The organism is Ktedonospora formicarum, from assembly GCF_016587355.1.
Taxonomy (GTDB): domain Bacteria; phylum Chloroflexota; class Ktedonobacteria; order Ktedonobacterales; family Ktedonobacteraceae; genus Ktedonobacter; species Ktedonobacter formicarum.
Map to the genome: position 1 here is coordinate 172,056 of NZ_BNJF01000011.1, position 24,648 is coordinate 196,703.

General features: G+C 50.0%; 25 protein-coding genes. 7 read left to right on the top strand and 18 right to left on the bottom strand.

What is annotated here, in order from left to right:
- Positions 1 to 155: 155 nt before the first annotated feature.
- From K3T82_RS50815 to K3T82_RS46430, 3 genes are all read right to left on the bottom strand, one after another.
- The gene (locus tag K3T82_RS50815) at positions 156 to 326 is read right to left on the bottom strand and encodes a zinc ribbon domain-containing protein (protein ID WP_420799429.1); all 171 of its coding nucleotides are present in this window, start codon (positions 324 to 326) and stop codon (positions 156 to 158) included.
- Complete coding sequence (locus tag K3T82_RS46425; RefSeq protein WP_220200242.1) at positions 256 to 1,224, bottom strand: NmrA family NAD(P)-binding protein; 969 nt, start codon at positions 1,222 to 1,224, stop codon at positions 256 to 258. The genes K3T82_RS50815 and K3T82_RS46425 overlap by 71 nt, the downstream gene beginning before the upstream one ends.
- Positions 1,225 to 1,290: 66 nt before the next feature.
- Entirely contained in the window at positions 1,291 to 2,187 is an 897-nt protein-coding gene (locus K3T82_RS46430; protein ID WP_220200243.1) for an NAD-dependent epimerase/dehydratase family protein, read from the bottom strand.
- A 136-nt stretch (positions 2,188 to 2,323) separates the two neighbouring features.
- Here K3T82_RS46430 and pdxR point away from each other — a divergent pair, with 136 nt between their 5' ends.
- Positions 2,324 to 3,826 carry a MocR-like pyridoxine biosynthesis transcription factor PdxR gene (gene pdxR / locus K3T82_RS46435; RefSeq protein ID WP_220200244.1) on the top strand — a complete coding sequence of 501 codons (1,503 nt, stop codon included), beginning with the start codon at positions 2,324 to 2,326 and terminating at the stop codon, positions 3,824 to 3,826.
- A gap of 60 nt (positions 3,827 to 3,886) precedes the next feature.
- Here pdxR and K3T82_RS46440 read toward each other — a convergent pair whose 3' ends face one another.
- From K3T82_RS46440 to K3T82_RS46465, 6 genes are all read right to left on the bottom strand, one after another.
- Complete coding sequence (locus tag K3T82_RS46440; RefSeq protein ID WP_220200245.1) at positions 3,887 to 4,141, bottom strand: hypothetical protein; 255 nt, start codon at positions 4,139 to 4,141, stop codon at positions 3,887 to 3,889.
- Between the two features lie 6 nt (positions 4,142 to 4,147).
- Positions 4,148 to 4,411 (bottom strand): hypothetical protein, encoded by a 264-nt coding sequence (locus tag K3T82_RS46445; protein ID WP_220200246.1) that lies wholly within the window; start codon positions 4,409 to 4,411, stop codon positions 4,148 to 4,150.
- 21 nt (positions 4,412 to 4,432) lie between these two features.
- On the bottom strand, positions 4,433 to 5,473 hold the full coding sequence (locus tag K3T82_RS46450; protein ID WP_220200247.1) for an RNA polymerase sigma-70 factor: 1,041 nt from the start codon (positions 5,471 to 5,473) through the stop codon (positions 4,433 to 4,435).
- A 63-nt stretch (positions 5,474 to 5,536) separates the two neighbouring features.
- On the bottom strand, positions 5,537 to 5,971 hold the full coding sequence (locus K3T82_RS46455; RefSeq protein ID WP_220200248.1) for a hypothetical protein: 435 nt from the start codon (positions 5,969 to 5,971) through the stop codon (positions 5,537 to 5,539).
- 69 nt (positions 5,972 to 6,040) lie between these two features.
- Positions 6,041 to 6,946 (bottom strand): SDR family oxidoreductase, encoded by a 906-nt coding sequence (locus tag K3T82_RS46460; RefSeq protein WP_220200249.1) that lies wholly within the window; start codon positions 6,944 to 6,946, stop codon positions 6,041 to 6,043.
- A gap of 796 nt (positions 6,947 to 7,742) precedes the next feature.
- Complete coding sequence (locus tag K3T82_RS46465; protein WP_220197514.1) at positions 7,743 to 7,994, bottom strand: hypothetical protein; 252 nt, start codon at positions 7,992 to 7,994, stop codon at positions 7,743 to 7,745.
- On the opposite strand from K3T82_RS46465, the gene ltrA reads away from it, so the two are divergent.
- A complete protein-coding gene (gene ltrA, locus K3T82_RS46470) occupies positions 7,882 to 9,681 on the top strand; it encodes a group II intron reverse transcriptase/maturase (RefSeq protein WP_220196912.1) in 1,800 nt (599 codons plus the stop codon). The two genes, K3T82_RS46465 and ltrA, sit on opposite strands and share 113 nt — an antisense overlap.
- A 438-nt stretch (positions 9,682 to 10,119) precedes the next feature.
- Here ltrA and K3T82_RS46475 read toward each other — a convergent pair whose 3' ends face one another.
- Together K3T82_RS46475 and K3T82_RS46480 are read right to left on the bottom strand one after the other, a co-directional pair.
- Complete coding sequence (locus tag K3T82_RS46475; RefSeq protein ID WP_220200250.1) at positions 10,120 to 10,503, bottom strand: hypothetical protein; 384 nt, start codon at positions 10,501 to 10,503, stop codon at positions 10,120 to 10,122.
- An 886-nt stretch (positions 10,504 to 11,389) separates the two neighbouring features.
- Complete coding sequence (locus tag K3T82_RS46480) at positions 11,390 to 12,625, bottom strand: IS110 family RNA-guided transposase (protein ID WP_220200251.1); 1,236 nt, start codon at positions 12,623 to 12,625, stop codon at positions 11,390 to 11,392.
- A 333-nt stretch (positions 12,626 to 12,958) separates the two neighbouring features.
- Here K3T82_RS46480 and K3T82_RS46485 point away from each other — a divergent pair, with 333 nt between their 5' ends.
- Positions 12,959 to 13,285, top strand: coding sequence for a DinB family protein (locus K3T82_RS46485; protein ID WP_220200252.1), 327 nt, complete (start codon positions 12,959 to 12,961; stop codon positions 13,283 to 13,285).
- Here the strand turns inward: K3T82_RS46485 and K3T82_RS46490 are convergent.
- The 5 genes from K3T82_RS46490 to K3T82_RS46510 form a co-directional block, all read right to left on the bottom strand.
- Positions 13,244 to 13,750: a hypothetical protein gene (locus K3T82_RS46490; RefSeq protein WP_220200253.1), complete on the bottom strand. Its 507-nt coding sequence runs from the start codon at positions 13,748 to 13,750 to the stop codon at positions 13,244 to 13,246. The genes K3T82_RS46485 and K3T82_RS46490 overlap by 42 nt on opposite strands.
- Positions 13,751 to 13,810: 60 nt before the next feature.
- On the bottom strand, positions 13,811 to 14,320 hold the full coding sequence (locus K3T82_RS46495; protein ID WP_220200254.1) for a GNAT family N-acetyltransferase: 510 nt from the start codon (positions 14,318 to 14,320) through the stop codon (positions 13,811 to 13,813).
- 154 nt (positions 14,321 to 14,474) lie between these two features.
- On the bottom strand, positions 14,475 to 15,341 hold the full coding sequence (locus K3T82_RS46500) for an NmrA family NAD(P)-binding protein (protein WP_236031954.1): 867 nt from the start codon (positions 15,339 to 15,341) through the stop codon (positions 14,475 to 14,477).
- Positions 15,342 to 15,515: 174 nt separating this feature from the next.
- Complete coding sequence (locus K3T82_RS46505; RefSeq protein ID WP_220200255.1) at positions 15,516 to 15,938, bottom strand: MarR family winged helix-turn-helix transcriptional regulator; 423 nt, start codon at positions 15,936 to 15,938, stop codon at positions 15,516 to 15,518.
- Between the two features lie 675 nt (positions 15,939 to 16,613).
- Complete coding sequence (locus K3T82_RS46510; RefSeq protein ID WP_220200256.1) at positions 16,614 to 16,928, bottom strand: hypothetical protein; 315 nt, start codon at positions 16,926 to 16,928, stop codon at positions 16,614 to 16,616.
- A gap of 139 nt (positions 16,929 to 17,067) precedes the next feature.
- Here K3T82_RS46510 and K3T82_RS46515 point away from each other — a divergent pair, with 139 nt between their 5' ends.
- The 3 genes from K3T82_RS46515 (at position 17,068) to K3T82_RS46525 (ending at position 19,026) form a co-directional block, all read left to right on the top strand.
- Positions 17,068 to 17,895: a class I SAM-dependent methyltransferase gene (locus K3T82_RS46515; RefSeq protein WP_220200257.1), complete on the top strand. Its 828-nt coding sequence runs from the start codon at positions 17,068 to 17,070 to the stop codon at positions 17,893 to 17,895.
- A 114-nt stretch (positions 17,896 to 18,009) separates the two neighbouring features.
- Positions 18,010 to 18,321, top strand: a complete 312-nt coding sequence (locus K3T82_RS46520) for a DUF294 nucleotidyltransferase-like domain-containing protein (RefSeq protein ID WP_220200258.1) — start codon at positions 18,010 to 18,012, stop codon at positions 18,319 to 18,321.
- Positions 18,322 to 18,582: 261 nt separating this feature from the next.
- The gene (locus tag K3T82_RS46525; RefSeq protein WP_220200259.1) at positions 18,583 to 19,026 is read left to right on the top strand and encodes a hypothetical protein; all 444 of its coding nucleotides are present in this window, start codon (positions 18,583 to 18,585) and stop codon (positions 19,024 to 19,026) included.
- Positions 19,027 to 19,551: 525 nt separating this feature from the next.
- Here K3T82_RS46525 and K3T82_RS46530 read toward each other — a convergent pair.
- A complete protein-coding gene (locus K3T82_RS46530) occupies positions 19,552 to 19,905 on the bottom strand; it encodes a hypothetical protein (protein ID WP_220200260.1) in 354 nt (117 codons plus the stop codon).
- 1,195 nt (positions 19,906 to 21,100) lie between these two features.
- On the opposite strand from K3T82_RS46530, the gene K3T82_RS46535 reads away from it, so the two are divergent.
- On the top strand, positions 21,101 to 23,017 hold the full coding sequence (locus tag K3T82_RS46535; RefSeq protein WP_220200261.1) for a tetratricopeptide repeat protein: 1,917 nt from the start codon (positions 21,101 to 21,103) through the stop codon (positions 23,015 to 23,017).
- 1,195 nt (positions 23,018 to 24,212) lie between these two features.
- On the opposite strand, the gene K3T82_RS46540 is transcribed toward K3T82_RS46535, so the two are convergent.
- Positions 24,213 to 24,542, bottom strand: coding sequence for a toll/interleukin-1 receptor domain-containing protein (locus tag K3T82_RS46540; protein ID WP_220200262.1), 330 nt, complete (start codon positions 24,540 to 24,542; stop codon positions 24,213 to 24,215).
- Positions 24,543 to 24,648: the final 106 nt, after the last annotated feature.

A 24,648-nucleotide genomic window follows, 5' to 3' on the forward strand; every position in this document is an offset into this window, starting at 1 on the left:
CATATTTGAGGCACCGTCTCCGAAACTTACCCAAACGTGGACAGGCCACATTTGGTTTTCGGTTCCTGCTTCAATGCAGAGAGCAAGCCTTTCGCTCGTCTTCCACCTGCTCCACAGGGGTCACTTCCCGCAGAACTTGCGGTACGCTGTTTTCATCAGGCCAACGCCACCAAATTCCTGGCGGCGTTATGGTCTCGATCTAGGACACTTCCACAATCCAGGCAGGCAAAGATCCGATCAGAATGCCTCAGCGCCTCATTGACCCAGCCACAACACGAACAGTTTTTTGAGGAAGGTTCCCAACGGGAGGCCTGGACCACCTTCACCCCTGCTTGCTCTGTCAAAGCATCTACATGGATTCTCTTTGGTGGCCTGGAAACTCTGTATGTGTTCAGAAATGAACGCAGTCGCTGTACAAGGCTTGTGGCCTGTGACCTCATCCACAACCGAGGTAACAAAATTCCCACCACCTTGACGATAAAACTGTAGTAGCGTAGTAACCGCATGCGCAGCCCATGAGGAGTAAAGCCCCAAGAGCACTTTTTCTGCCTCCTCGTCAGAGATGGGCACGTAGCGAACCGGTGTATGCAACAACGAAGAGAATATCTCCGCCAGTTGGGTGCATGTGATCGCCTCTGGGCCAGTCACATCATATTCTTTGGACTGGTATTTCTTCTCGCCGAGAAGATGTGCCGCGACAGCGCCTATATCACGTGCATCAACATAGCTCATACGCATATCCGCTAGCGGCGCATACATCACTCCTTGAGTGATAATTGGCTGGGCATACATGAGCTCAAAATTTTGCATCAGAAAAAGCGTCCGTAGAATAGTGTATGGTACTCCTGAGGCACGGATTGCGCTCTCGGCTTTCCCATGAATTTGAAGCAATGGACTAAAGGATTGTGGGTCTGCCCCTATTTCAGATTGTTTAACGAGGTGATGTATACTGGCTTTTTTACACTCCTGCGCCCAAAGCATCTCAGTATCTAAGAGATGTTCTGCTACTGGTGTAATGAGATACACACTTTCAATTCCTTGTAGCGCCTGCGCCACGTTTGCTTGCTTTGTCATATCTCCTAAAAAAACTTCCATCCCCTGAGCCTGGAGTTTTACGGCATCAACCGATTTACGCACGAAGGCACGAACTGAAGCCTTCCTTGCCAGAAGCTCTTTGATGGTGGCCTTTCCAACAGCACTTGTCGCACCTGTAACAAGAATCATCGCTCAAATTCCTCCGATCCTGTAATTTGATGTTTGGCATGGTTCCAATCAGGGAGATTACTACGGCTATAGCATCACTGGCCTTTCTTCCTCATGTCTGGCTCTCCATTCACGAGCAACGCAGGCAAAGCCTTCACGCCAGCTTGAATATATCGGTTGCCAGTTGAGGAGGTGACGTGCTCTGCTATTGGTTGCTCCACGTGCCGCGCGTGGGCGTTCCATACTCATCGCTGGAACCGGAGCGCCAAGGGTCGCAGCATACACAGGAAGCCATATGGTTGCCGAGGCTGGCTTATCATCTACTATATTAAAGATACCTTGAGGCCAGTTCAGCGCAAGCAGGGCAGCATGTGTAGCATCATCGACATGGAGAAAGGAGGTCACACCTTGATCCGCGACCCGCTGGCCTTGTCGCACATGTTCGGCAATAGTGCCGTCAGGAGCAAACCATGTCCCCGGTCCATAGAGCAGGCCATAGCGCAACACTACACCCCACTCCATTTCAGCGACCGCTGCCTCAAGAGCCTGGATGCCTTTGATGGTAGTAAGGCGCGGCTCCGGCGCCTCTATGTCCAGGGGGACGCTCTCATCGGCAGGGCCTTCACCAGGAGCATAGGCCCAGGCCATGCTTTGCGCAATGAGGCGGTGCACTCCGGCCTGCTTCGCGGCATCAACGAGATTACGCGTCCCTTCCTGGAGTATGCGTGAGTCCGTTGAGAGATGCATTTCACTCAAATCAGTAAATTGATGTATTATGACATCGGGGTGCGTCTCGCGTACAAGCGTGAAGACTTTTTCACGATCAAATACATCGACGACTACAGAGGATGCGCCTGGGCGCTCAAGCCGCTGACGCTTCTCAGCCGTTCGTGTCGTGCCAATTACTTCGTGACCGGACTTAATCAGCACTGGAATGAGCCGTCTTCCAATAACTCCCGTCGCACCTACAAGCAATATTCTCATTCAACACCTTCTTTCGTCGACTATGAGCCCATTTCTTTATAGCAACACTCTATCATGAGATTGGCATGCTAAAAATAGCCATTATGCCATATAATAGGGTAGCCATTATTTGTGCTGAGACCATAGGAGGCTGCTTATGCCAAAGCCAACACCCCATATTCCGCTACCCAACATTCAACTGAATGCGAACGCCAGTACCCCCTTGCGCCACCAACTCTATGAGCAACTTGCCCGAGCGATTCGCACTGGTCATTTAACACCGGGAACACGGCTACCCTCAACGCGTGCCTTCGCCCGCGAATTGGGCGTCTCTCGTACCACTGTCGAGGAGGCATATCTAGATCTCTATGCTGAAGGGTATATTGAGGGACAGGTGGGAGCTGGAACCTATGTTACACAACATCTTTCTCAGAGCCATCTTCACATGGCAACCACACCCGACGAACTAATGTCGCCGGACCAAGCCTTAAGCGGGCAAGCGAATTTATCTCAGCGTGGGAAACTGCTTGCTGCAACGCCACCGATACCCGGCTTTTGTAGCGGCGAGACAGGTTCTCCCTTCCGCATCGGGCTACCAGCGCTTGATAGCTTTCCGCAGCAGGAGTGGGCGCGGATGGTTGCGCAAGCCATACGCCAATTGCCTCCCTCACACCTATGCTATCCGGATCTGGAGGGATACCGCCCGTTAAGGGAGGAGATTGCCGCCTACATTACGATTTCGCGTGGGGTACGCTGTACAGCGGATCAGGTGATAGTGATCGCGGGCGCTCAGGTAGGGCTGTCACTGGCGGCACGTCTGCTCCTCGATGTAGATGATGCCGCCTGGATAGAAGATCCGGGGTATCCTTGGGTGAGAGTGGCATTTGAGGAAGCGGGAGCCAATCTCGTGCCGGTTCCTATTGATGAAGAGGGGATGGACGTTGCCACTGGTAAGGCCAGGTGTCCCGATGCGCGGATCGCCTATGTGACTCCCTCGCATCAATTTCCACTTGGCGTTACCATGAGCCTTGCCCGGCGCTACGAGCTATTACATTGGGCGCGGCAGGCAGGGGCCTGGATCATTGAAGATGACTATGATAGCGAGTATCGCTACATTGGCCGCCCCATTCCGGCATTGCAAGGGCTTGAAGGAGCTGAACGCGTGCTTTACCTGGGAACTTTTAGCAAGGTTCTTTTCCCTGCATTACGTCTGGGATATATCGTTGTACCACCAACGCTTGTCAATGCCTTTGTCACTGCCCAGCGCACAGTCAATGCCTTGCCTCCGACACTTGAACAGGCAGCACTCGCTATGTATATGAGGGAGGGGCATTTCGCTCGCCATATCCGACGTATGCGTTTACTGTACGCCAGAAGAGGGAATATCCTGAGAGATTGCGCAAGACACTTTCTTGGCGATATGCTCACTATCGAACAACCAGCTGCTGGATTACACCTTGTAGGCTGGTTCCCAGAAGGTATCGATGATCGCGAAATGGCCTGCAACGCCGAGAGGTATGGTATCACCGCTCTCCCGCTCTCGGCATACCGAATAGAGGAAAAGGGACGTAATGGCGTCCTGCTTGGCTATTCCTCGTGGACCGAGCGCGAGATAGAGGAAGGCATGCAAAGCCTCGCGCGAGCATGGAGTTCGCGCTAAGAGGATGCGCTTTCCACTCATCTTTTGGGAAAGGGGCATCATAAGAAACCATAAGATGTATTATAAGAGTTGCACTATGTCGACTGGAAACTGAATCACTAAACCGGCGAAGATAACGAGAATGAGCCAGATGGCTAGCACAATGGCGCGCAACGCCATACATGAGCAAGCCGGCAAATGATACAAGCTCAACAAGATACGGGAAGGTAAGGAGTGTGGGAGCGTATAGTTGCCGCCAGTCCAAGCCAGCACGCCGTTGTATAGATCGATGGCTGGACGGCGAAGATGATGAGCAAACTCAATAAAAACAACCACGCGCGCTTAACGACGGCGGCAGCACGCAAGGTTGGCATGGACTGCGTCGTGATTCTGAGCCGTAATCGGTATCAGAGTTACAAGACAACCTCCTGACAGTCTGCTTGATGGGTGCCCTGGTCTCTCTCGTTGAGACATCCAATCACTGGGATCTAGAGCCGCATGTTCAGAACGTCTGCCAGTCATGATTGCCCAGGGGTGAAAACCCTGTGTCATCCCTGTCAGTGGGACAACGCCACACACCTGATGTGCTCCTGTGCGAGAGTGCATCAGGCTGCTCCCTTCCATCGCTCATTGCTCCCCTTCAAAATAGCGCCGAGGGAGGTGCCGCAACTTTTCGGGATTGACTATGATATCAATTTCCCTAACCTGCTTCTCAGCGAGGGTGAGCACAAGAACAAAAGCCGGCTTCCCCTTCTCGATAAAATGCTGGAAATGCTCCATTTGCATCCTGAACACCTCCTTCTCCTTTTCCTCTTTTGATCTCACACTCCATTTTTCCGCCAGCGTGGAAAGCCAATCCTGCGCATCCACATCCTCAGGGAGGTAGCCAATGAGACCTGGCTGACCATTGATCCACGTGGGTTGGCTCTTCACATCGGTCAGACTCAGGAATTTGCGCTGGATCCCAAGTAGATAGCGGGTCACTCTCTCTGGTCCATAGATAGGATGAAGTGCGGTGCCTACTTTACCTCCACTATCGGTATGGAGCACGACCTCGTCAGAGAGCACACGTAGCAAACCATCCATGTCGCCGTCGCGGCACGCCTGTAAGAATTGCGTGAATATCTGCTGCTGGTAGGTCTGTGATACCTGCGAGAGGGTGCGGTGGAGGGGAAGATGTTGTCGTGCTCGATGCATCACCTGGCGGCAATTCTCCTCGCTTTTTCCCACGAAAGACGCGATCTCTGCATAATCATAGTCAAAAACCTGGCGCAGCAGAAAGACAGCTCGTTCAATGGGAGAAAGCCGTTCCAGTACCAGAAGGAATGCCATGGAGAGCGATTCGGCCAGTTCCGAGAACTCTGAAGGGTCAGTAGCGATCAGCGGCTCAGGAAGCCAGAGTCCAACGTAGGATTCACGCCGCACCTGGGCAGAGCGCAGGTGGTCGATACACCTGCGCGTGACCAGCGTGCAGAGGAAGGCTTTGGGATTCTCAATCGTTTTTCCTGAGCCTGAGGCGAGAGTATCATGCCATTGAAGGAAGACCTCCTGCACGCAATCTTCGGCGTCCATGACGCTGCCAAGCATACGGTAGGCAATTGAGAACAGCAAGGGCCGATAGGATTGGAAGCATTCCTGCTGGCTCATGTGCGTCTCATCTATCGGCATGAATACCTTCTCCTCAGAGGAGAGAGAATGATGCTCATCACCTAATAACCTCCTTTTAAAGGGCTAAATCTGCCCAGCCATTTTACTGTATGTTGCAGGAGGCCTTTGCACACTGGCCGCTACCAATAACAGCACGACGATCCACACCACTATGACTTGAAGCCATTCATTGACTGAGGAAGGAGAGGCAATCGCATCGTAGAGGTGATTAGCAGCATGCAATAAACTCGCCAGAGCAGCTATACGAATGGTCCATATATGCTTCTGCGGCTGAGCCATCGCCAGTAATAAGCCTATGCCTATTGCCAGGATAAATGCTCCCAGGTCGCCCTCGTAATGAGAGTTAAAGGGTGGAAAGTTTCCAATAGTTTGAAAAAACCACAATGGAAAGAATATAAGTGCTATTCCAGCGAAAGTATAGGCAATTCCTATTAGCGCCACGATGACCTGGACAAAACGGGTATACGCAGTCGTCGATCTCACAGATGCTTTATTCATATGAACTCCTTCTATCTATTATTTAGACTTTTCCAGCATAGCTTGCAACATTTCTTCTCCACAACTGTGCTATACACGATTCGCGCGCTTGTCTTTTAACTGCGCAACGCGTGTTTGGGTAGGTGGTGAGCTCTGATAGGATTGCTGGACCCATTGTGCCCAGGTGATCTCGCCATGAGGCAGCTCGCCTCCACAGGTATTGTCTCCCCGGCGATATCCCGCCGCCACCTGTCCAGGTATCCAGAGAGGAAGCAACTTACGGTGCACATGGCGCAGCGTATACCACGTGTAGGCCATCTCGCCTAGGGAAAGCACTTGCGGTCCCCCCATCTCCTCAATCTCTCTCGTAGGAGACGCCAGCGCGAGTTCAGCCATTCGACGACCAACCTCGCACTCGGCGATGGATTGAAAGAGCAGGTCACTGGGCAAGGGCGTGATCCATGGGAGCAGACTACACCTCCGCAAGAACAAATCAATGAGAGCGTGAAATTGGGTTGCGCGCAGAATCGACCAGGCAATACCACTCGCTTTGATAGCTTCTTCTTCAGCCACTTTCTGTTGGTAGTAGGACAAAGGAATACGATCGCACGCCACAATGGAGATATATACGATGTGCGACACTTTCGTTGCCCGTGCCGCTTCAAGTAATCTACGCGGATCACCTGCACAATGGATAATTACATCAATATCATGCACAGCGTCACTGAGACCCGCTCCGCTCTTCAGATCAGCCTGCACCCACGAAACAGCGGGAAAGGGAAGAGCCGCGATCTCCTGGCGCTGATCCGCTGGGACACCATAGCCCGAGAATCTCCTCAGGCTGACTCTCGAATAAGGCCGCGGACCTTCTGAGCCGCCTGGCGCGAAAACACGACGGCTCATGAGACGTGTGGTGATGTTTGGATGGTTTCTCAGAGCATTGGCTACTTGCTGCCCTAATGTTCCCGTTGCTCCAGTAAGAAGAATATATAACATCTACTATCTACCTCCTGAGAAAGGGGAAGTCTCGATCAACTCATGATTTTCTCTTTACCCCTCAAACAGGAGTCGAAACAGACGGTTTGCCTGTGACACCTCACCCCTCCATCTCTCAACTGATCCGGAAAATTATGGCAGATACAGCTGCGTTGCAAAAAGATGAATGAGCGATCCTGTCCGATCAAATTATTGAGGTATTTGCTCTGGCGCAGTTCCACATGAAGCAGGAACTGCGCCAGAGATTTTTATCAGCGCCTGCATGGGCGTAAGGTCCATGAGGTACTGACGCTGGGCAACACCATCATGCTCGAAAAGATTTCCTACAAGGCATGGCAGAAGCAGTTCGGCACGATGCGATCCGTTTCGTCGAAATCGAGAAGATCGAGGGATGACGAGCTCGCGAACACGAGACAACTTGTTGCCTGATGAGAGGTGTAATTCCTCTCTCCTCTGGTGATGAGGAAACAGCATAAACCCTGGAGTAGCGACTGGTCATCAATCTCCAAAGCGGGTTTAAATGAGGATAAGACAGGAGTCTGCCCTGTTGATCTCTTCTAGCAGGCTATTACGGTCAGCAGTTCGTCTCACAAGACGGATGAAACGAATGCATGAAAGAACCATCGTTAACTGTACCAAGCCTACGCAGAATAAGAGGCTTGCCCAAAAAGGGAACATGAACTGGAGAAGGGATTTTTGCCGCTCTTCTCATCACCCAAAGAGTTCATCGGTGGATAGTGCAGACCTACGATAGCGCAAAACAGGTAACAGGAACGGAATAACCAGGTCAAGGCTCTCAAGGGAGGTCGATACCATGAGCAGGTGCCAACCGTATGCCTCTCCTGGCGAGATCGCTTAAAAAGCGAATGCCTGGAGTAACGTCCAGGATATGCTGACGTAAGCGCGGTAGTACAGAAGGAAAAGGCACAAGTACGATGGCAGAGAGGAAAGCATCCAGGATCAAAACCTCAAAGAAGGCCAATGACCCTGAGAGTGAGGCTTGGAGCAGCATTCCCTGGCGCAAGCTAGAGAAACATTGCTTCCGCATCCAAAAGCGCATTTTCCGAGCGAGTCAACAAGGCAACCAAAGAGCAGTACAGAAACTTCAGAAACTGCTGATCAAGTCGGAAGCAGCCCGAACCCTGGCGGTACGAAAGGTGACGCAGGATAATCAGGGAAAAAAGACGGCTGGGATTGACGGAGTAAAATCAGTCAAACCGGCACAAAGACTTGATCTTGTGAAACACATCCATCCTCAACAATGGCCCGAAAAATCGCCCCCCGTCCGAAGAATCCACATTCCGAAACCGGGAAAGCAAGAGAAAAGGCCATTAGGCATTCCCGTTCTCTCGGAGCGAGCGCGACAAATGCTCGTCAAACTTGCCCTTGAACCAGAATGGGAGGCCAAGTTCGAGATCAATAGTTATGGTTTTCGTCCCGGTCGTTCCTGCCATGACGCGATCGATGCAATCTTTATCAGCATCAAACACAAAGGAAAATTTGTGCTAGATGCTGATATTGCAGGTTGTTTTGACAACATCAACCATGAAGAACTGATAAGGAAACTTACGACCTATCCACAACTGACTCAGGCGATCACAACATGGTTAAAAGCGGGTGCGATTGAAAATGAAATGTTTGTGAAAACAGAAGCAGGAACTCCGCAAGGAGGAGTAATTTCTCCATTACTGGCAAATATTGCATTACACGGACTAGAAACGACCATAACAAGCGCATATAAGCCCAAGGAGGGTATTCCTCAAGTCATCCGATATGCTGATGATTTTGTGGTGTTACACCCGACAGAGGAAGGAGTAAAGAAAGCCCAGACACTAGCCATACAGTGGTTACAAACCATAGGGTTAGAGCTAAAACCAAGTAAAACAAAAATCGCCCATACACTCAAAGCACGAGGAGGTCCAGCTGGATTTGACTTTCTGGGCTTCACCATCCGACAATTTCCCGTAGGGAAAACGCACACGGGGAAGAATGGACACGGAAAACCTCTCGGGTTTAAAACCATTATTAAGCCAGAGAAAGAAAAAGTCAAACGACACCTCCGAGACATTCAACAAGTGGTACGATCACTGAAAGGAGCACCACAAGAGAAGCTTATTGCGGAGTTAAATCCTAAAATCGTAGGATGGTCAAGATACTATCAAACGGTGGTCTCGAAAGAGACCTACCAGAAATGCGATCATCTGGTCTACCAAAAACTGCGTTCATGGGCAAAATTCAGGCATCCACACAAGAACACACAATGGAGAACGGAAAAATACTGGAAAACAGTAGGAGAACGCCATTGGGTCTTTGGGAATGGAGAACTCAACCTGAAAAACCACCGCGACACAGTAATCAAAAGGCATGTGAAAGTCAAAGGAGCAGCAAGCCCCTACGATGGAAACTTGGTCTATTGGAGCCAGCGAATAGCAAACCATTCCATGACAAAAGGCAAACTCGCAAAGCTCTTACGAAAACAACAGGGCAAATGTAGGTGGTGTGAACTCATATTTCGAGAGGGTGACCTGATAGAAATTGACCACATCGATTGCAATCACAGCAACGATGTACTGCACAATCTCATGGCAATTCATCGACACTGCCATGACGAAAGACACGCGAGGTTGCAAAAGACGAGCATCAATGACAATGACTGTACAACTGAGGAGCCGTGTGAGGTGAAAATCTCAAGCACGGTTCTGAAGCCGAGCAGAGGAGGTGACTCCTCTGCTTAGGTTAATAGTGTGGGACTATGCGCTAGCAAGAGGTTCCATTGACGAGTTTCCCTTTATGCTGAATAGTTGATATCGCCTTGGTTGACTGACTCATTTCTCTCTTTTCTCAGTCCAACTCACGACTTCTCTGCATCCTCTCACCTCATTTTAGTATTGAGACGAGTTACGATTGATTCTTTTTAGAGTAACATGAGTTTCTTGCTAGAGAGCGAAATAGAGTAAAAAATGCCGATTTGAAGTGGTCCTGCAACAGCGCTTCGACAATCAAAAACATCTGCAGCATCTCCCAATGGCCCTTCGCGCTCTGGCGGCGCCGTCAGCTTCGCGGCAACATACGCGAATGGTTTTGCGAACCCCCATCAGGTCTGCTAGCTTGAGAGAACTGCGTGTTGTATCTTTCTCAGCGCCTATCACAGAAGCATATGCTCACACAAGAGCTCAAGAGCTCATTCCTACATGTTTCTTTTTGGCTTGATTGAGGAGTTGACGAGCCTCATCAAGGATCGTAGGATGGTGAAGAGTCGATCCTTTCGTCTTGGCCAACTGAATCGTAGCTTCAGCACTGCCGCCTACTGGTTGAGCGGTCCCTTCGAGCAATTGTCCAACAAAACGCCTTGCTTTTGAGGTACCAGGACGATTGAGCATTTTGAGCAAAGGAATGGCAGCGATAAAAATCGCCAATGGCGGTTCGATGAGTTCAAAGGCAAGTGCTAAGCTGACGCCTCCATAATACCCGATGGTTCGAGGCCAATCGATCTCAACAGAACCAATGCGACTCGTCATTCCTAATGGTTGTTCATTCACATCTTGTTCTTGAGCCATATCATGTCTTCCTTTTCTTCCCTATTTCTTGCAAGCTTCTTCAGTCTCCCTCTTGACAAGGCATGTCTTCATAAGAGCGAGGAACAACATACATATCTAGAGGCAGGTGAGAGGGCAGAGCGGGTATATGAGGAAACAGCAAGTACAACAAGCCAGAACAGCTCTTCCATGTTATCTTACGATCTCAGTTTCACCTTACAGCATTCCACAACCTCATAATGCCGTTGCAACTTACGGCTGTATTTCTCACTGCCATGCATATAACAATGAACGAGGTCTGGAGCTATGAGGTGATCGCAAGGCTCGCTGTGCCGCCAGATCCAAGAATAGCCCAAACCTTACTTTTGCGGTGTGAGAGGGTAACGCTCTTGCTGGCTTTCAGAGACCACCCAGAGCTCATTGATGTCTTTGTTCTTGCTGTTCACCCTATTAGACTTCGAAACACAGCAGTATCCTGCAATCCTTCAGCGAGAATATTCCAAATCGCTGAAACCAATCCACCTTCAGAAAGCAATGTTCGAGGTCCCCAAGAGAAGTCCCCCAGAGAAAGAGATGCAAAAGTGCAACCAGAGAGCCAAACTGAGCATTTCAGATGGAACGCAAAAGCCTCTATAGCCCGGAGCAACAACCAGCGTTTGCTTAACGACATAACAGCCCTCAGGCTCCCAAAGAGGGCAGCCTGAGGCTTCCTGTTATCAACCCAAAAACAGCGATAGAGAGGGACGCTTCTGGCAGAGTCCAGAAACATCCCTCTCTGCGTAGGGCACCTCGCCACGTGAAGCTTGGCGTATATGGTCAGTGCAAAGTGAGCAAAAAATCGGGAAAAGTACTGGTTCTTTGCAAAAGCGTTCACTTCCTATGAAAATCAGAATCCTCACCCGACTCGCTAAGCAACCTCCTTGGGAACGAGCGTCACCGTGTAGCCGAGAGCCTCAAGTTGCCGGACAGAACGTTGTGTCAGCCGCGTGCTATCTCGTTGCTCGAAATAGTCTGCTCCCAGATCGCTGTAAGGTTGCTTGGTAGAGAGCACGTGATAGATGATCACCAGAAGACTGTGGGAAACCGCCACGACCACCTTCTTCTTCCCCAGACGACGCGCCAAGCGGTGGTACTGGGCGGAAAGATAGTTATCTTTCATGTGTGAGATCACCCAGACCACTTCTGCCAGAATGGCCCGTAACGTGGCATTGCCTTGGGTCGTCTTGCCGCTGAGCCGTTTGCCCCCACTTTGCTTGTTGCCTGGGCACACCCCAGCCCACGACGCGAGATGCTTGGCGGAAGGGAACCGCGTCATATCATCGCCAATTTCTGCCAGAATAGCCGCAGCAGCAAGGGCGGCAATACCGGGAATGCTCATGAGCAAGGACATGGTCTCCTCAAAAGGGCAGAGGTGTTGCTCAATCTCCTGTTGCAGCTGCTCCAAGATCTCTTCCAGAAAGATGATATGAGCCAGAATATGTTTGAGTAAGAGTCGATGATGGGCCTGGACACGACCATCTAAAGCCTGCTGTAATTGAGGAAGCTGCTTTCGCAATTTCCCACGCGCTAGCTCGGCGAGGGTTTCGGCATCAGTGGCCCCTTCAATCAATGCAGAGAGCATATCCCGCCCACTTTTGCCCAACACATCGGTTGCTACCGAGGACAGCTTGATATTGGCGGTTTCCAGCACTTTTTGCACACGATTGACTTCCCGCGCCCGCTCCTGAACCAAATTCTTGCGGTATCTGGTGAGATCGCGCAGTTCACGAATAGGGGCCGGAGGAATGAAACTAGCTTTGAGCAGCCCATGGCGCAACAAATCGGCGAGCCATTCGCTATCTTTAATATCGGTCTTGCGACCTGGAATGGCTTTCATATGCTGAGCATTGACCAGGATGACGCTGCGACCCTCTTCCAACAAGTTAAACACCGGTCTCCAGTAAATTCCGGTCGATTCCATGGCGATCACTGTGACAGCCAGGCTCTCCAACCAATCAGAAAGCGCCAACAAACCAGCCGTCATGGTAGAGAAGGTCCTGATATGACGCTGAACTTCTCCATTGGCCAGGGTGATCAAAATACAGGCCACGACCGTCTTTTTATGCACATCTAAGCCGCAACAGCGCTCATGGACGACTTGCATACCAAACTCCTACCTCTCTCAATAGGCGTTCTTCATCTTCGCTGAGACCAACGAGAGGTGCGAAGTAAGACACAAATTTCCTACGCGTGCTCAGTTCTTTCAATCTGGCGACAATCAGCTCTGCTGGACGCACCCGGATCAGCTTCGTAGACGGGTTGATGCACACCACTGTGAGCCGACCTCTACACGTTGGCCTCCTGGGTATTCTATCCCATTTTCATCATTTTCTCTGACTCAGAGAGTCATCTTGCTTCGTAGCGTATAGTAAGAAAAATCTTAACAGGGTCAGAGGCAACGCAGTCTTTTGGTGAACGAAGAGGAAGTTATACAATCATGTCGTTAGAAACAACTTGGATGTCTCACTATATTATCGATACACTTGATCAGATCATGGCGTGTTTAGAGGGCTTTGACGAACACCAGTTAAACTGGCGTCCTCCTGTGGAAGGAGGAAATAGTTTACATGGCTTAGCTTTGCATGTGCTCGCAAATACGGAAGGGGATATCTTCGGGCATCTTCGTGGACATTCAGTCCAACGTGATCGCAAGCAAGAACTTGCTACTGTTGCCCCTTCAGCAACCTCTCTTCTCCAACGATGGCAAGAGAGCAGAAAGGAGCTAGAGGATGTCGACGCTATCGGGCAGCAGATCTCGGAATAAGCCCCCCCCCGCCTCGTCGATCTGGTCCAGCGTGCGCAGGATCGGTTCCGCGCCTTCCGCCCTCCTCACCAGGACCCACTGCTCCGTTTTGAGCAGGCAGAGACACACGCCTGCGAGGCCCTGGAGCAGCGCTTCGACAATCGAAAACATCTGGAGCATCTCCAATGGATCGTTGCGCTCTGGCAACGCCGTCGACTTCGCGGCAAGATGCGCAAGCTCGAGGCGTCGCTCACGCTCACGATGCACCTCCTCGACGATCTTGAGCACTCCCCTGACGAGTCGTCCTTTCTCGCCGCGCTGACCGAGAAACGCTTCGCCGCAAGACGCCTTCTCCTCCAGAACTTCCAGCATCTTCCTCGTTGCTGGTTCGCATCCCTCCGGCGAGGGGAAAGGAAGGTTCGCTGCGCCGCTAGATCCGCCACTCAAAAGCCCATCTTGCCGAGAAGACAGAGAAAACCTGCTCATAATGAACAGGTTTTCTCTGTCTCCAATGTCTTCCCCAATTAAGACGCCTTGCTCTCTTCCTCAAAACGTGTGTCGATACCCGAGCACAACCACTCCTTCGCTGGGCTGAAAGTCGGTTTCGGGAGTGCGCACAAAGCCTAAACGCTCATACATGCGTATTGCGGTCTGCATGACCTCCGCAGTGTGCAGCCCAATGGCCTGTGCTCCTGTCTCCCGAGCACGTCGTTCGCACTCCTTCATGAGAACGGTTCCAATACCCTGTCCACGCGCCTGTAAAAGCACCGCGAGATGCCTGACCTCTGGATAGGGGATGCTGATGGCAGCCCCCTTATACGAATCAGCTGCCGGAGGGTAGAGCGAAACGCTACCGATAATCGATCCATTCTGCTCAACGACAATCTGGTCAAAGGTTCCTTCCCCATCTAGCGTAACGATGAGATTATGCCGATAGCGTGTCCAGAAATCGAGAGGCATCACAGCTTGATATTCCGCATACGCTTCTATTGTGATATCTCGTATGATCTTCCGCTCATTTTCATGAGCATTCCGAAGAATTAAATGCTTCTCCATCAATCCATATTCCTTTCTCTGATCATTGGGCCATAACTCATTAGGAGTTGAGCAACGCATTTTGCAAATGGATCTTATTTGCAGAGAGATCAACCGAGTTGGAATAGGTTGAGCCCAACGAGTGACCTTACATCTACATACTTCTCGACATTGATCATTGAAATACCTCTTGGTGCTTTTTGATAAATACTTCAAGGCCCATTGGCGGTTGACCTGTGATTTTCCCGATCACGTCATCTGTGCCAGAGAAAATGCCATGCCCGTGATCTTTTGCAACTTCCACGATATGCTGTGCAAAGAAAGGGCTCCTTATCTTGAGCAATTGTTCGCGATACACTTCATAGGATATTTTTTCGTACACAATTTGACGCCCCAAGATCTGCGAAATCTTCTCAAATGCTTCAGCGTAGGTGTATTCTGTGGGGCCAAACAGCCGGTACATTTGTCCTGCATGCTCTGCTGGATGTTCTAAAATGCTTGCAATGAGACGTGCTTGATCCTCCGTCGCAATGGGGGCATGCTTACCCTCAAACGGCCATTGCACCAGACCAACTTGGATCTGTTGCGCAGCAAAAAGAAACCATTCGGCAAAAAATGTCGGGCGCAGATGGGTGACAGCAAGTCCTGACCAATCAAAGACGCGTTCTGCCACCCAGTGATTGAAGGCAGCGTGACTCTTCGCTTCGCGCCTGGCTGAGATTTGCGACATATTCACTATGGCTGATACCCTGGCCTCTTTGGCAGCTTGAGCAAAGTAGGTGGTAGCCTCAATGAGGCCAGGAGCAATGGGATACACAAAGTAGGCACCTGAAACGTCGTCAAGGGCAGGTCGAATCGTGGTGAAATCGAGCAAATCCCCCACAGCGACCTCAACGCCTCGTTTTTCTAATTGGATGCTTTGTTCGTCGCGCTGATGGACGAATGCCCTTACCTGGTAGCCTCGTTCAAGAAGTAATTCGAGGGTTTTCCCACCTGTTGCTCCTGTTGCTCCTGTAATCAAAAATCGTTTTGAACTCATCATATTTCTCCAGACGAATACTCTTTGCATTCCTTCTCGTTCAAATCACAACCAGAGTTGCAAACCAGCACATCATCAATGAGACTGAAATCAAGTTCAAGGATCAGCAATCACTTCTCTTGTCAGCTAAGTTCCTTTTTGTCTAATGCGGGTATGTACCCGCATTAGACAAAAAAATTAGATGCTTATTTCTTCCAATTGAGAAAGAAGTGTCCTCAGCATCTGCAGTTGATCCTCTCCGAGTGTCTCTTCGACGGCTGTCTGGGACTTTTCCCACAAAGGAGTGGCGAGAGAAAAAGTCTCACGCCCCTTCTGAGTAACACAGACAGTATGCTCTCGTCGGTCGCTCCCTCTACTCAGAGAAACCAACCCATCGCGTGCGAGGATACGCACGTTCCTTCCAATAGTCGAACGATCACTTCCCAACTTTTGGGCAAGATCGGTAAGGCTTTGCTCAACATCTTCTTGAAGAATGCTTCTTAGAAGCATGTATTGAGTTACTCTGAGACCACTGGGCGCAAGAACTCGATCATAGACCTCGGTAAGTGTCTGTGCTGCATAACGCAGATGTGTGCAATGACAAGGAAATGTTCTTTCCATAATGCAAGTATATACCCGCATTTGGCGGATGTCAATGCCCTGTCAGAACTGAGAACACAAAGCCACTCTATCCAGATTGGCTGAAAAAACTTAAGATCTTTCCTGAGTACAGCTTATCCACAGATGGGTTTCTATCGGATGTGGCAAGCAATATGCTCCTCCCTCATATCCCCTATCTACTCAAGTGTCGGAGGAAAGATAGTGGCTGCGCGCTGGGCAGTGACAAAGGCATCGGCAAGGGATGGTGATACGATAATATATCCCAGGCATAATGCAGGAAAAAGAGCCTTGTGATATATTCCAGAGAAAGGAAAGCGTCTCTAGCATTTTTGTAAGCAGGGCATGCGCTTCCTGCAAGCAGCAGAGGTTGATGAGAGAGGCGGCCAGCCTCCACACGAGCACGGGATACACGATTATCTCCTGGCAATTCAGCCACGGCTATACGATATTCTTCGCTACAATGTCACAGAAATGGGTAAGAGGCTACAAAATATCACAACCTATAAAATGCGACGTTTGCGATTAGCTGGTATCTTCTCATCCTACACACGCCCTCACTCCCTTACCAAACTAAGGACACACATTTAGAACAGAGCGCGCGCCATGCGCCTTGACAAGCACGACGATGAATGTGTATACTCATCAGACACTCAGTATTTTTGGAGGTTCTTCCATCTATGCCGGATAACCGCTAACTCCATCCTGTTTCACGTTCACGTCTTGAAACAGACACCACTCTTCTTGCTTCTCGTTATCCCATGCATCTTTCCGGGGATGATTGTTTAGTTTTTCGCTCCCTGGTTGGATGGTGATGCGACCATCGCATGGCAATTCTTTCGGCTTTGCTGAAGAGAATCCAGCGACTGGCAAAGTAAGTATTCGATGGTGCTCAGAGGTATGGAGAAGCGCACGGCAACATAGGTGTTCGGTTTGGATCTCCAGCAAGCCCATTGCTGCTTTTTCCCATTTCCCCACCTTCTGCAAGTTCATGCTGCCTTTACTCTATAAAAGAGTGTGTTTGACTCTTTTGCAGACGCGTCCTTGATTCTCCATCATCTCTTTCCGCCCCATCGTTCCCACAACGTATCGCGAAACTCATTCTGTTTTTCTCACGGAAAGAGGTTTCCACATGTCATTTATCGCAAAACACTATGAATTGGTCAGACATCACGAGCTCATAGGTGAATCCTACAACGCAGATCTGCCGGAGGGGGTGCGCAATGGTAGCAACCATGAGATGGAACGGCTGGAGAAATTTGCTCCGGTCGAATATGCCATTACCAAACGCTATCTGTTGCGTTATATCCCGGAGGGCGCGACGGTCGCAGATGTAGGGGTGGGCGGTGGCCATTATAGCCAGCTTCTCGCCAGCCGTGGGAGCAACGTCCACCTGGTGGATGTCGCGTCACGCCTGCTAGAAGCCACGCAGGAGCGACTGACAAAGGCGGGATTGGGGCAAAACATCTTGAGCATCACCAATGCCTCAGCGACGAACCTCTCATTCATCCCAGACGAATCCTGTGATACCGTTTTGATGCTTGGTCCCTTCTATAATCTGAGCCTGCCAGAAGAGCGGCGCGCGGCCGCAAGCGAGGCCCGGCGTATTCTGCGCAAGGGTGGACGGCTCTTCGCAGCAGGGATCAATCGCATGACCATGCTGGACTGGGTGTATTCAGACCGGCCCGAGAACATCCTGAAGGAGCGAGAATGGTTAGAGATGATCACTCGAACGGGGAACCTCGGATCGCCAGAAGTGGGAGTACCATCTATCTGGCACACGACGACCATTGCTGAGTTCCACACGAATTTCACAGATTTTCTAGAAGTGGTGTTCACAGGCATTGAATCGTTCGCACGTGGACATGAAGAGAATTTGCTGAAGCTCACCTCTGAACAGGCAGAGGCCTGGCTCAATCTGATCGAAGAGACCGGCCGTACCCCGAAGGGCTGGGTCTAACAGGGCACTTCCTCTATATCGGGCAAAAGTAGAAGGAGAGCAGAGCCAGGAAGAGAGAACCCGGCGTTGTAGGGCAACCTTTCCCTGGCTCAAAAAGAAACGGAACAGAAAAAGATGTCAAGAAAACGAGAAGTATTTGTGCAGGCGCGTGAACGTCTCTTGGCAGAGATAACGGAGAGTCTGCACAACGATGAGCGCTTTGTGGCTGCGTGGCTAGCTGGTAGTTATGGGCGTGGCGAACAAACCTGGCTCAGCGATCTAGACCTTCACGTCGTCATCGCTGAGGCATATAGTGAAACGCTCTGTGCGACTCCTTGGCCGTATGGTGCGGGAACCACTGAAGAGAGGCTGGCGCTGTTTCAACAATTTGGGACGCCGTCGCTTCTTTTTGAAGCCCACAGTAACAATACCGTTATCCGAAACTGACCCACATATGGACAAGCCATATCTGGTGTTCGGTTCCTGCTTCAACGAACAACCTGCCTGGTTTCCCAGGTCTTACAGGATCTCCACAGGCGTACATTCCGACGTAACTCGCCGTACTAGCAATGAGTAGAGCAGATGAGTCAAGGGCCTTAAATGTCTACAAATGGCAAGAAATGTTCATAGTTCAAGAAGCTATGATCACCCCTTGGCGGGACGTTTACCTATGTTTTATACCAAGAATCAGCCATCAATGTCGATTGGATGCTCATCCCCCAACAGCTCGCACATCAAGAACATCCATCGCTCCCCCTTTTTGATAAAGTTGGGATTCCTGAGAGCCCTCCTCTCGAACCAGTCCTTTCTCAGAAATACATTGAGGATGCGTCTCTTACGATAGGCTTCTTCTGGATGATCGCAGCAAGTATGTTTCCACTTCTGGCAAGGCATGACCTGATTGGCTTCCACAATGGGCTGTTAGGGCTTCAACGGAACGTGCGTGAGGTGCAAGCTGCGCTAATGGGAGAGAGGCTTCCTTTTCAAAAGCTTCCGTCTCGACTGTATGTCACCTTAGAAGAGCAGATATCGGCGCTTCGTGGTGTCTGCAATGAGATGGAAGCATTGATGCCTCAGGTTGTTGCTGCTGGTGGGTATGTTCCGTCCTCGCCTCGTCTGGCTCTTGAAAGGCGTCTTGACATGCTTTCATAGTAGCACATGCTTGACCGCTCCATCAAACGCGCAACAGGGCAACCAGTGTGAGCGAAGTATTGAAGCAGGAGAGACGTTCGATTTTGACAGAAAAAAACATCCATCATCCCGAATTGACAGAAGAAGGAATGGAGGGAAAAAAATCAGCCAGTGGAAGCTGAACTCCTCCCCCAAGCGATGGAGCGGTACCTATGCCAACAGGTGCCGCTCTACCATACCATGGCATCCCTGTCGCAGCAGGTCATGTCGAAACTCCTTGGAGGAAACCTCAAGCAAGGAGAGCAGAAAGGCAAAAGTGAAGCTGGCCATCAACAAGCGCTTTCTGTGTTGCTCCCATGCCCACAGGCTTGATTCTTCCCCACAATATTTTTGAAGAGGTGTAGCAAGCGAATCACTTGGCAATGCCCTCACACATGGGTGCGGCAAGTTTTTTTGCAACGTCTTGACAGGTGTACCCTCTGCAATGCCGATGTGCTCATTGGAAGTAAAAAGCTGCGATGCACTCAAAACTCGTACGATACTGGTTTATTTGGGAGTAGGAGTAGGGAAGGCTGTCTTGAGAATGCTTGATAGACTCCCTCCCATCAACATGATTACCAGGCCTACGATTGCTGCAGTCAAAGCCATGTTTGAGAGCGCGACCCTGCGATCACTCCCAAAGGAGACCATACGCATAATACCAGCCACCGCAATCCCAATGAGGAAAATTGTAATACCAAGAGTTCGGATGAGCAGTTCAATGTTTGAGGCAAAACCGAGAATCTGTTGAAAGGCGTTTTGGTTTGTTCCGTTATAAATGGGGGGGGCTTTATCGAGATGCTGTAGTATCGAAGCAATATCGCTAAATACTGGTGTAACAGCTTGCAGTAGTAAAATCATTACTATTCACCTTTCTGCTAAGAGCGCATAGACAGTGAAAAGGGTGAGTGTATAGGGTCTATAAAAACATTGTTACTATACATTCACCCTTTTTGACTTGCATGGTTACGTGAAACTATAATGCTTCACTAACACTGTTATTATAGTGAAGTGGTGCATAAAATTACTGTGTATTTGTGTGCAAACATCTGTGCGATAATCGCTTTCTCCTAGAGATGCTACCTCGCGCAAAAAACGTGCCGCCCCCCTCACACATAGCAGGTCTGGCCCTCCAATGGAAGCATTTGTCCTCCGATTTGAGCACTGATACACATTGATGTACACAAACCGCTTCACATCTGAGATACCAGCAGAGAGAAGTGTAAAAAACGATGAAATCTACCCTCCTTTGGTGCTTTGTCGATCTCCGCCGGTCTCTCGCCATCCACAAATACATCGTCTACAGTCTCACCGTGAAGCCCGGCATCCACGTATCATACTCGGCATAGATCTCATGGTAATTGTGGGGAGGATGCCTGAAGATAGAACAAGGCTATGCCAGGGGCTCGACTTTTCTGATCAGTGATGCTGGACATGTGCGTTCTTTCGCCCGCATATGCTTGTGCTCAAAGAGGAAAACGGGCATGCTTCTCTTCACAAGGGAGGCGCCGACTCCATCACGCCTCTAGCCTCACGCACGACGGCGGTCTATGCGTGGTTTGCCTGCGCGTTTGGCGCGAGTTGCATGAGTGTGGCTGGTGAGGCTTGCACAAACATGAGGAGCCCGCCAGCCGTGAGCACGATGAGTATGGCGTGACGAAGCACACAAATATGCGTCGCACTCCCTGATGACCGGTCGAGCGTTGCTCTATGTGAAGCATGAAACGACCCAATAGTTCGAGATCAGGGTGTGCATCCTTTCTTGGTCCTACGCAGTATGGGATCGGTTACCTATTCGTGAAAAGGAAGCGTTTTGATGACTCAGATGGTTCTTCCCTCGCATCTTCGGCACCAGGCACACGAGGCTTCAGCGTCCAGCCCCGCAGGTAGGATGCATCACGGGGCTAGTGGAAGAGGCAAATTCCTTCGCGTGACTTGCACGTACCATTCATACTCAGCAGCCCAAATCAGTTTTGTGAGTTGCATCATAGCTTCATTGAAGCGCGTTCATCTACAATCCAATGTAACCTGAGAGTAAAGAAGGGAATCATCATCAATGACTCGTACATCCAAAGCCAGGAACTATCACAATCCTGGCCAGAATAATGAGCAACATGCCACCATTGCCCGCTATAATCAGGCAATTAAACGTAATCCTTCTGATGACAAGGCGTATGCCAGTCGCGGTGTGGCGTATTACAACATACAAAACTATTCTCGCGCTCTGGCTGATTTTGACCAGGCCCTACAACTCAACCCTGATGACGACTATGCTTGGTACAAAAAAGGAGAGACACTGCGACTGCTCAAACGTTATGAGGAAGCCCTGACGGCTTACGAGCAGGCGCTCCACCTTGACCCTTCCGATAGTGCAGTCTGGCATAACAAAGGAGTCACCCTTCAATCGCTCAAACGTTATGAGGAAGCCCTGGTGGCTTATGAGCAGGCGCTTCACCTTGATCCTTCCAATGCTCAGGCTTACAATAATCGTGGTCTTGCTCATGCAGAATTACAAGACTATCCTCATGCTCTCTCCGACTTTGACCATGCTCTTGAACTGAACTCTTCCTATGCTGGAGCTTACAATAATCGCGGTCGCGTTCATGCAATATTAGAGGACTACCCTCATGCTCTCTCCGACTTTGACCACGCTCTTGATCTGGACCCCTCCAATGTTAAGGCTTACTATAATCGAGGTTTCACTCATGCACAATTACAGAACTACTCTCGCGCCATTGCTGATTATACTCAGGCCCTTGAGCTGAACCCTTCCCAGTCCCTGGCTTATTATCGCCGTGGCCTCGCTCATGCAAATTTACGGGACTACTCTCGCGCTATCGCTGACTATACCCAGGCCCTTGAACTCGACCCCTCCAATGCTCAGGTTTACTATAATCGAGGTAATGCTCATGTGATGCAAAAGGACTATCCTCGTGCACTCGCTGACTATACTCAGTCCCTCCAACTCGACCCATCCCAGATCTCAGCTTACATTAACCGAGGAACCACTCATTTGCTATTAGAGGACTACCCTCGTGCTCTTGCCGACTTTGACCACGCTCTTGATCTGGACCCCTCCGATGCTACCGCTTACTACAACCGAGGGGCCATTCATATGGCATTAGAGGATTATTCTCGTGCTCTTGCCGACTACACCCAGACCCTTGAGCTGGACCCTTCTTATGCTGAAGCTTACTACAGCCTAGGTCTCGCTCATTTGAGGCAAAAGGACTCTCCTTCTGCCATCACTAACTTTGATCGCTTTCTCCAACTCGCTCCTTCTTCTGCCAAAGCGTACTTTCAGCGAGGCCAGGCATACGTTGCTTCCGGAGTTTACCAGCAGGCGCGCCTTGACTATGAGAGAGCTTTTGCTCTCGATTCTGCTGAGACCATGTCTCTCTTTCAGGCAACACTTCCTCTTCTTGATCGTGCTCTTGAACGTGACCCCTCTGATGCCAAAGCCTATTTCAATCGAATGTTTGCCTACGCTGCTCTCAAAGATGAAGCATCAATGCTCACCGTAATTGAACGTGCTTCTGCACTTGACCCTTCCATTTCTGCTGCCATGAACAGCTACACCCATATCAAATTCGAGCATGGCGACTTTGATCGCGCCGTGCAACTTTCTCCAACGCATCCCTTTGTTTATCTTTTTCGCGGCTGTGCTTATTGCAAAATAAAGAATTATCCTCGCGCCATTGCTGATTTTGATCGAGCCATTCAACTTGATCCTTCTGATGCGCGGGTCTATATCTTACGAGGCTTTGCTTCCATCCTCTCAAATGATGTTGAGCGTGCGACCGCTGACTTTGATCACGCACTGACGCTCGATCCTTCCATTGTAAACTCCTATGGCCGCTACATCTATCCCAAAGTAGAAGGACAGCCAGACGCCTCTAAGCTTGATCGTGTTTTTGAACAGGATATTTCCGTCCTCACCTGGCAACTCTATTCCCCTCAGTCTGAAGAGTGAGATTGGCATTCTCTTTGAGAAACAGAGGTACTTCTCGTTCACATGGGTAGGGAAAGCTCTCCCGATTTATGCTCGGTCTCCATAGGAGAGCTTGTAGAAAAAGGTTGGAGTCCGTCTATGTATCACGACGTCGATAAATACATCTATAAATTCTGCCCTCAAGATGGCACCCCCATCAAAAAAGAGAGACAGAAATGTCCAGCATGTGGTTCGCCAGTCCCGTCACAGAATGATTCTTCATAGGCCATCTGGATGGCAATTCTCTTGCTCACTATTTTCATAACCAGTACATTGATCATAGTGAATGTAAGTCATACACATGGGAGTTCTCTGACTCTCTCCAACTGGCCCTTCTGGTTGATTGGAACGAGTCTCGTCCTGATTGGAGGCTATCAGTGTGTCCTACGTTGCATTCTTCGTCCCTGGCAACTAGCACAGCGATGTCGTTATACAGTTGGGAAGGTGATCGAAGTTATTAGATTCTCTCCAAAGGCAAGAGGAGGGGGCGGTACTGTTAGCGTCATTGAATTTTAAACACAGAGCATGCCTTCGCTTACCGTTCGTATCACGAAACGAGGAGTATTGCATGGGAAATATAATATTTGCTACGATTTCTGCCATCCTTTCACCAATTATAAGTTGAACACAACCAGCTTTCGAAGAGATGTCGCCTCCAGATATAGAGTTTGTGGAGTTTTTTTCATCCTTCTGTTCCTTGCAATCCAAATGCTGATCATCCTTAATGCTTGCACTTTTTAACGTTCGCGCCCTTGCCCACATCAGCCCTACATTGGTAGGTCGACCCATAAAAGTGCGGGGAGTTTTGACGCGGCTTGTTCCTGTCGACGCCAGAAGATTACAGGGAAGCGTGCACCTCGCGCTAGAACATCCGCCTGCCGAAAGGTCTACTATTTTAACAAAAGCCTAGCTTTGGCTAAAGGATCTACCATGTTCACGAAAGAGTCTACCATCTGCACAACGATTTTCTTTATTGCGACCAACAAATGGGAACGCAAAATGATCTCGTTGATCTGAAGCAATTGCTGGCTACATAGGTTTCTATGATTTAACATTCCTCTTCCCTTTGTTCAACCTTGAGGTCACGCAGCAAACGCTCAAAAGCCTGTTGATAAACCAAAGGATTCATCCAAGAAGTGAAGTCACCGATATGGCGGGTGCGACGGAGTTTGCTCGCTCAGGCTTCCTTCGCCTGCATCACCGTTTCATCGAGCCTCACTGGAAAGAGCATATCATGTTGCTGTCGCCGTTCCTTCTCGAAAGCAATCTCTACCTCATCTTCCACCCAGGTACTTGCCAGGGAGTGCTCTGAGAGCAAGAGGAGCAGCCTCTCCTGCACATGGATGGCTTCATCGATGCGTGCGCGGATCGTATCGCCGATCTTCATATCTTCAGGAGCAAACCAGCAGCGTACTCCCCTATCTTGAAAATCGGCATGCAAGCGCTGAGCCAGCATTTCATCCTGGTGCGCGTAACTAATAAAATATGATCCAGATCTGGTTATCAAATATGCTCTACAAACGCTGGGATGGGGAGAAAAGAAAAGCCAAAGATATCATCCCATCGTTAACAACTGTGAACACTTTACCACAGCTACTATGACTGGCGTTCCT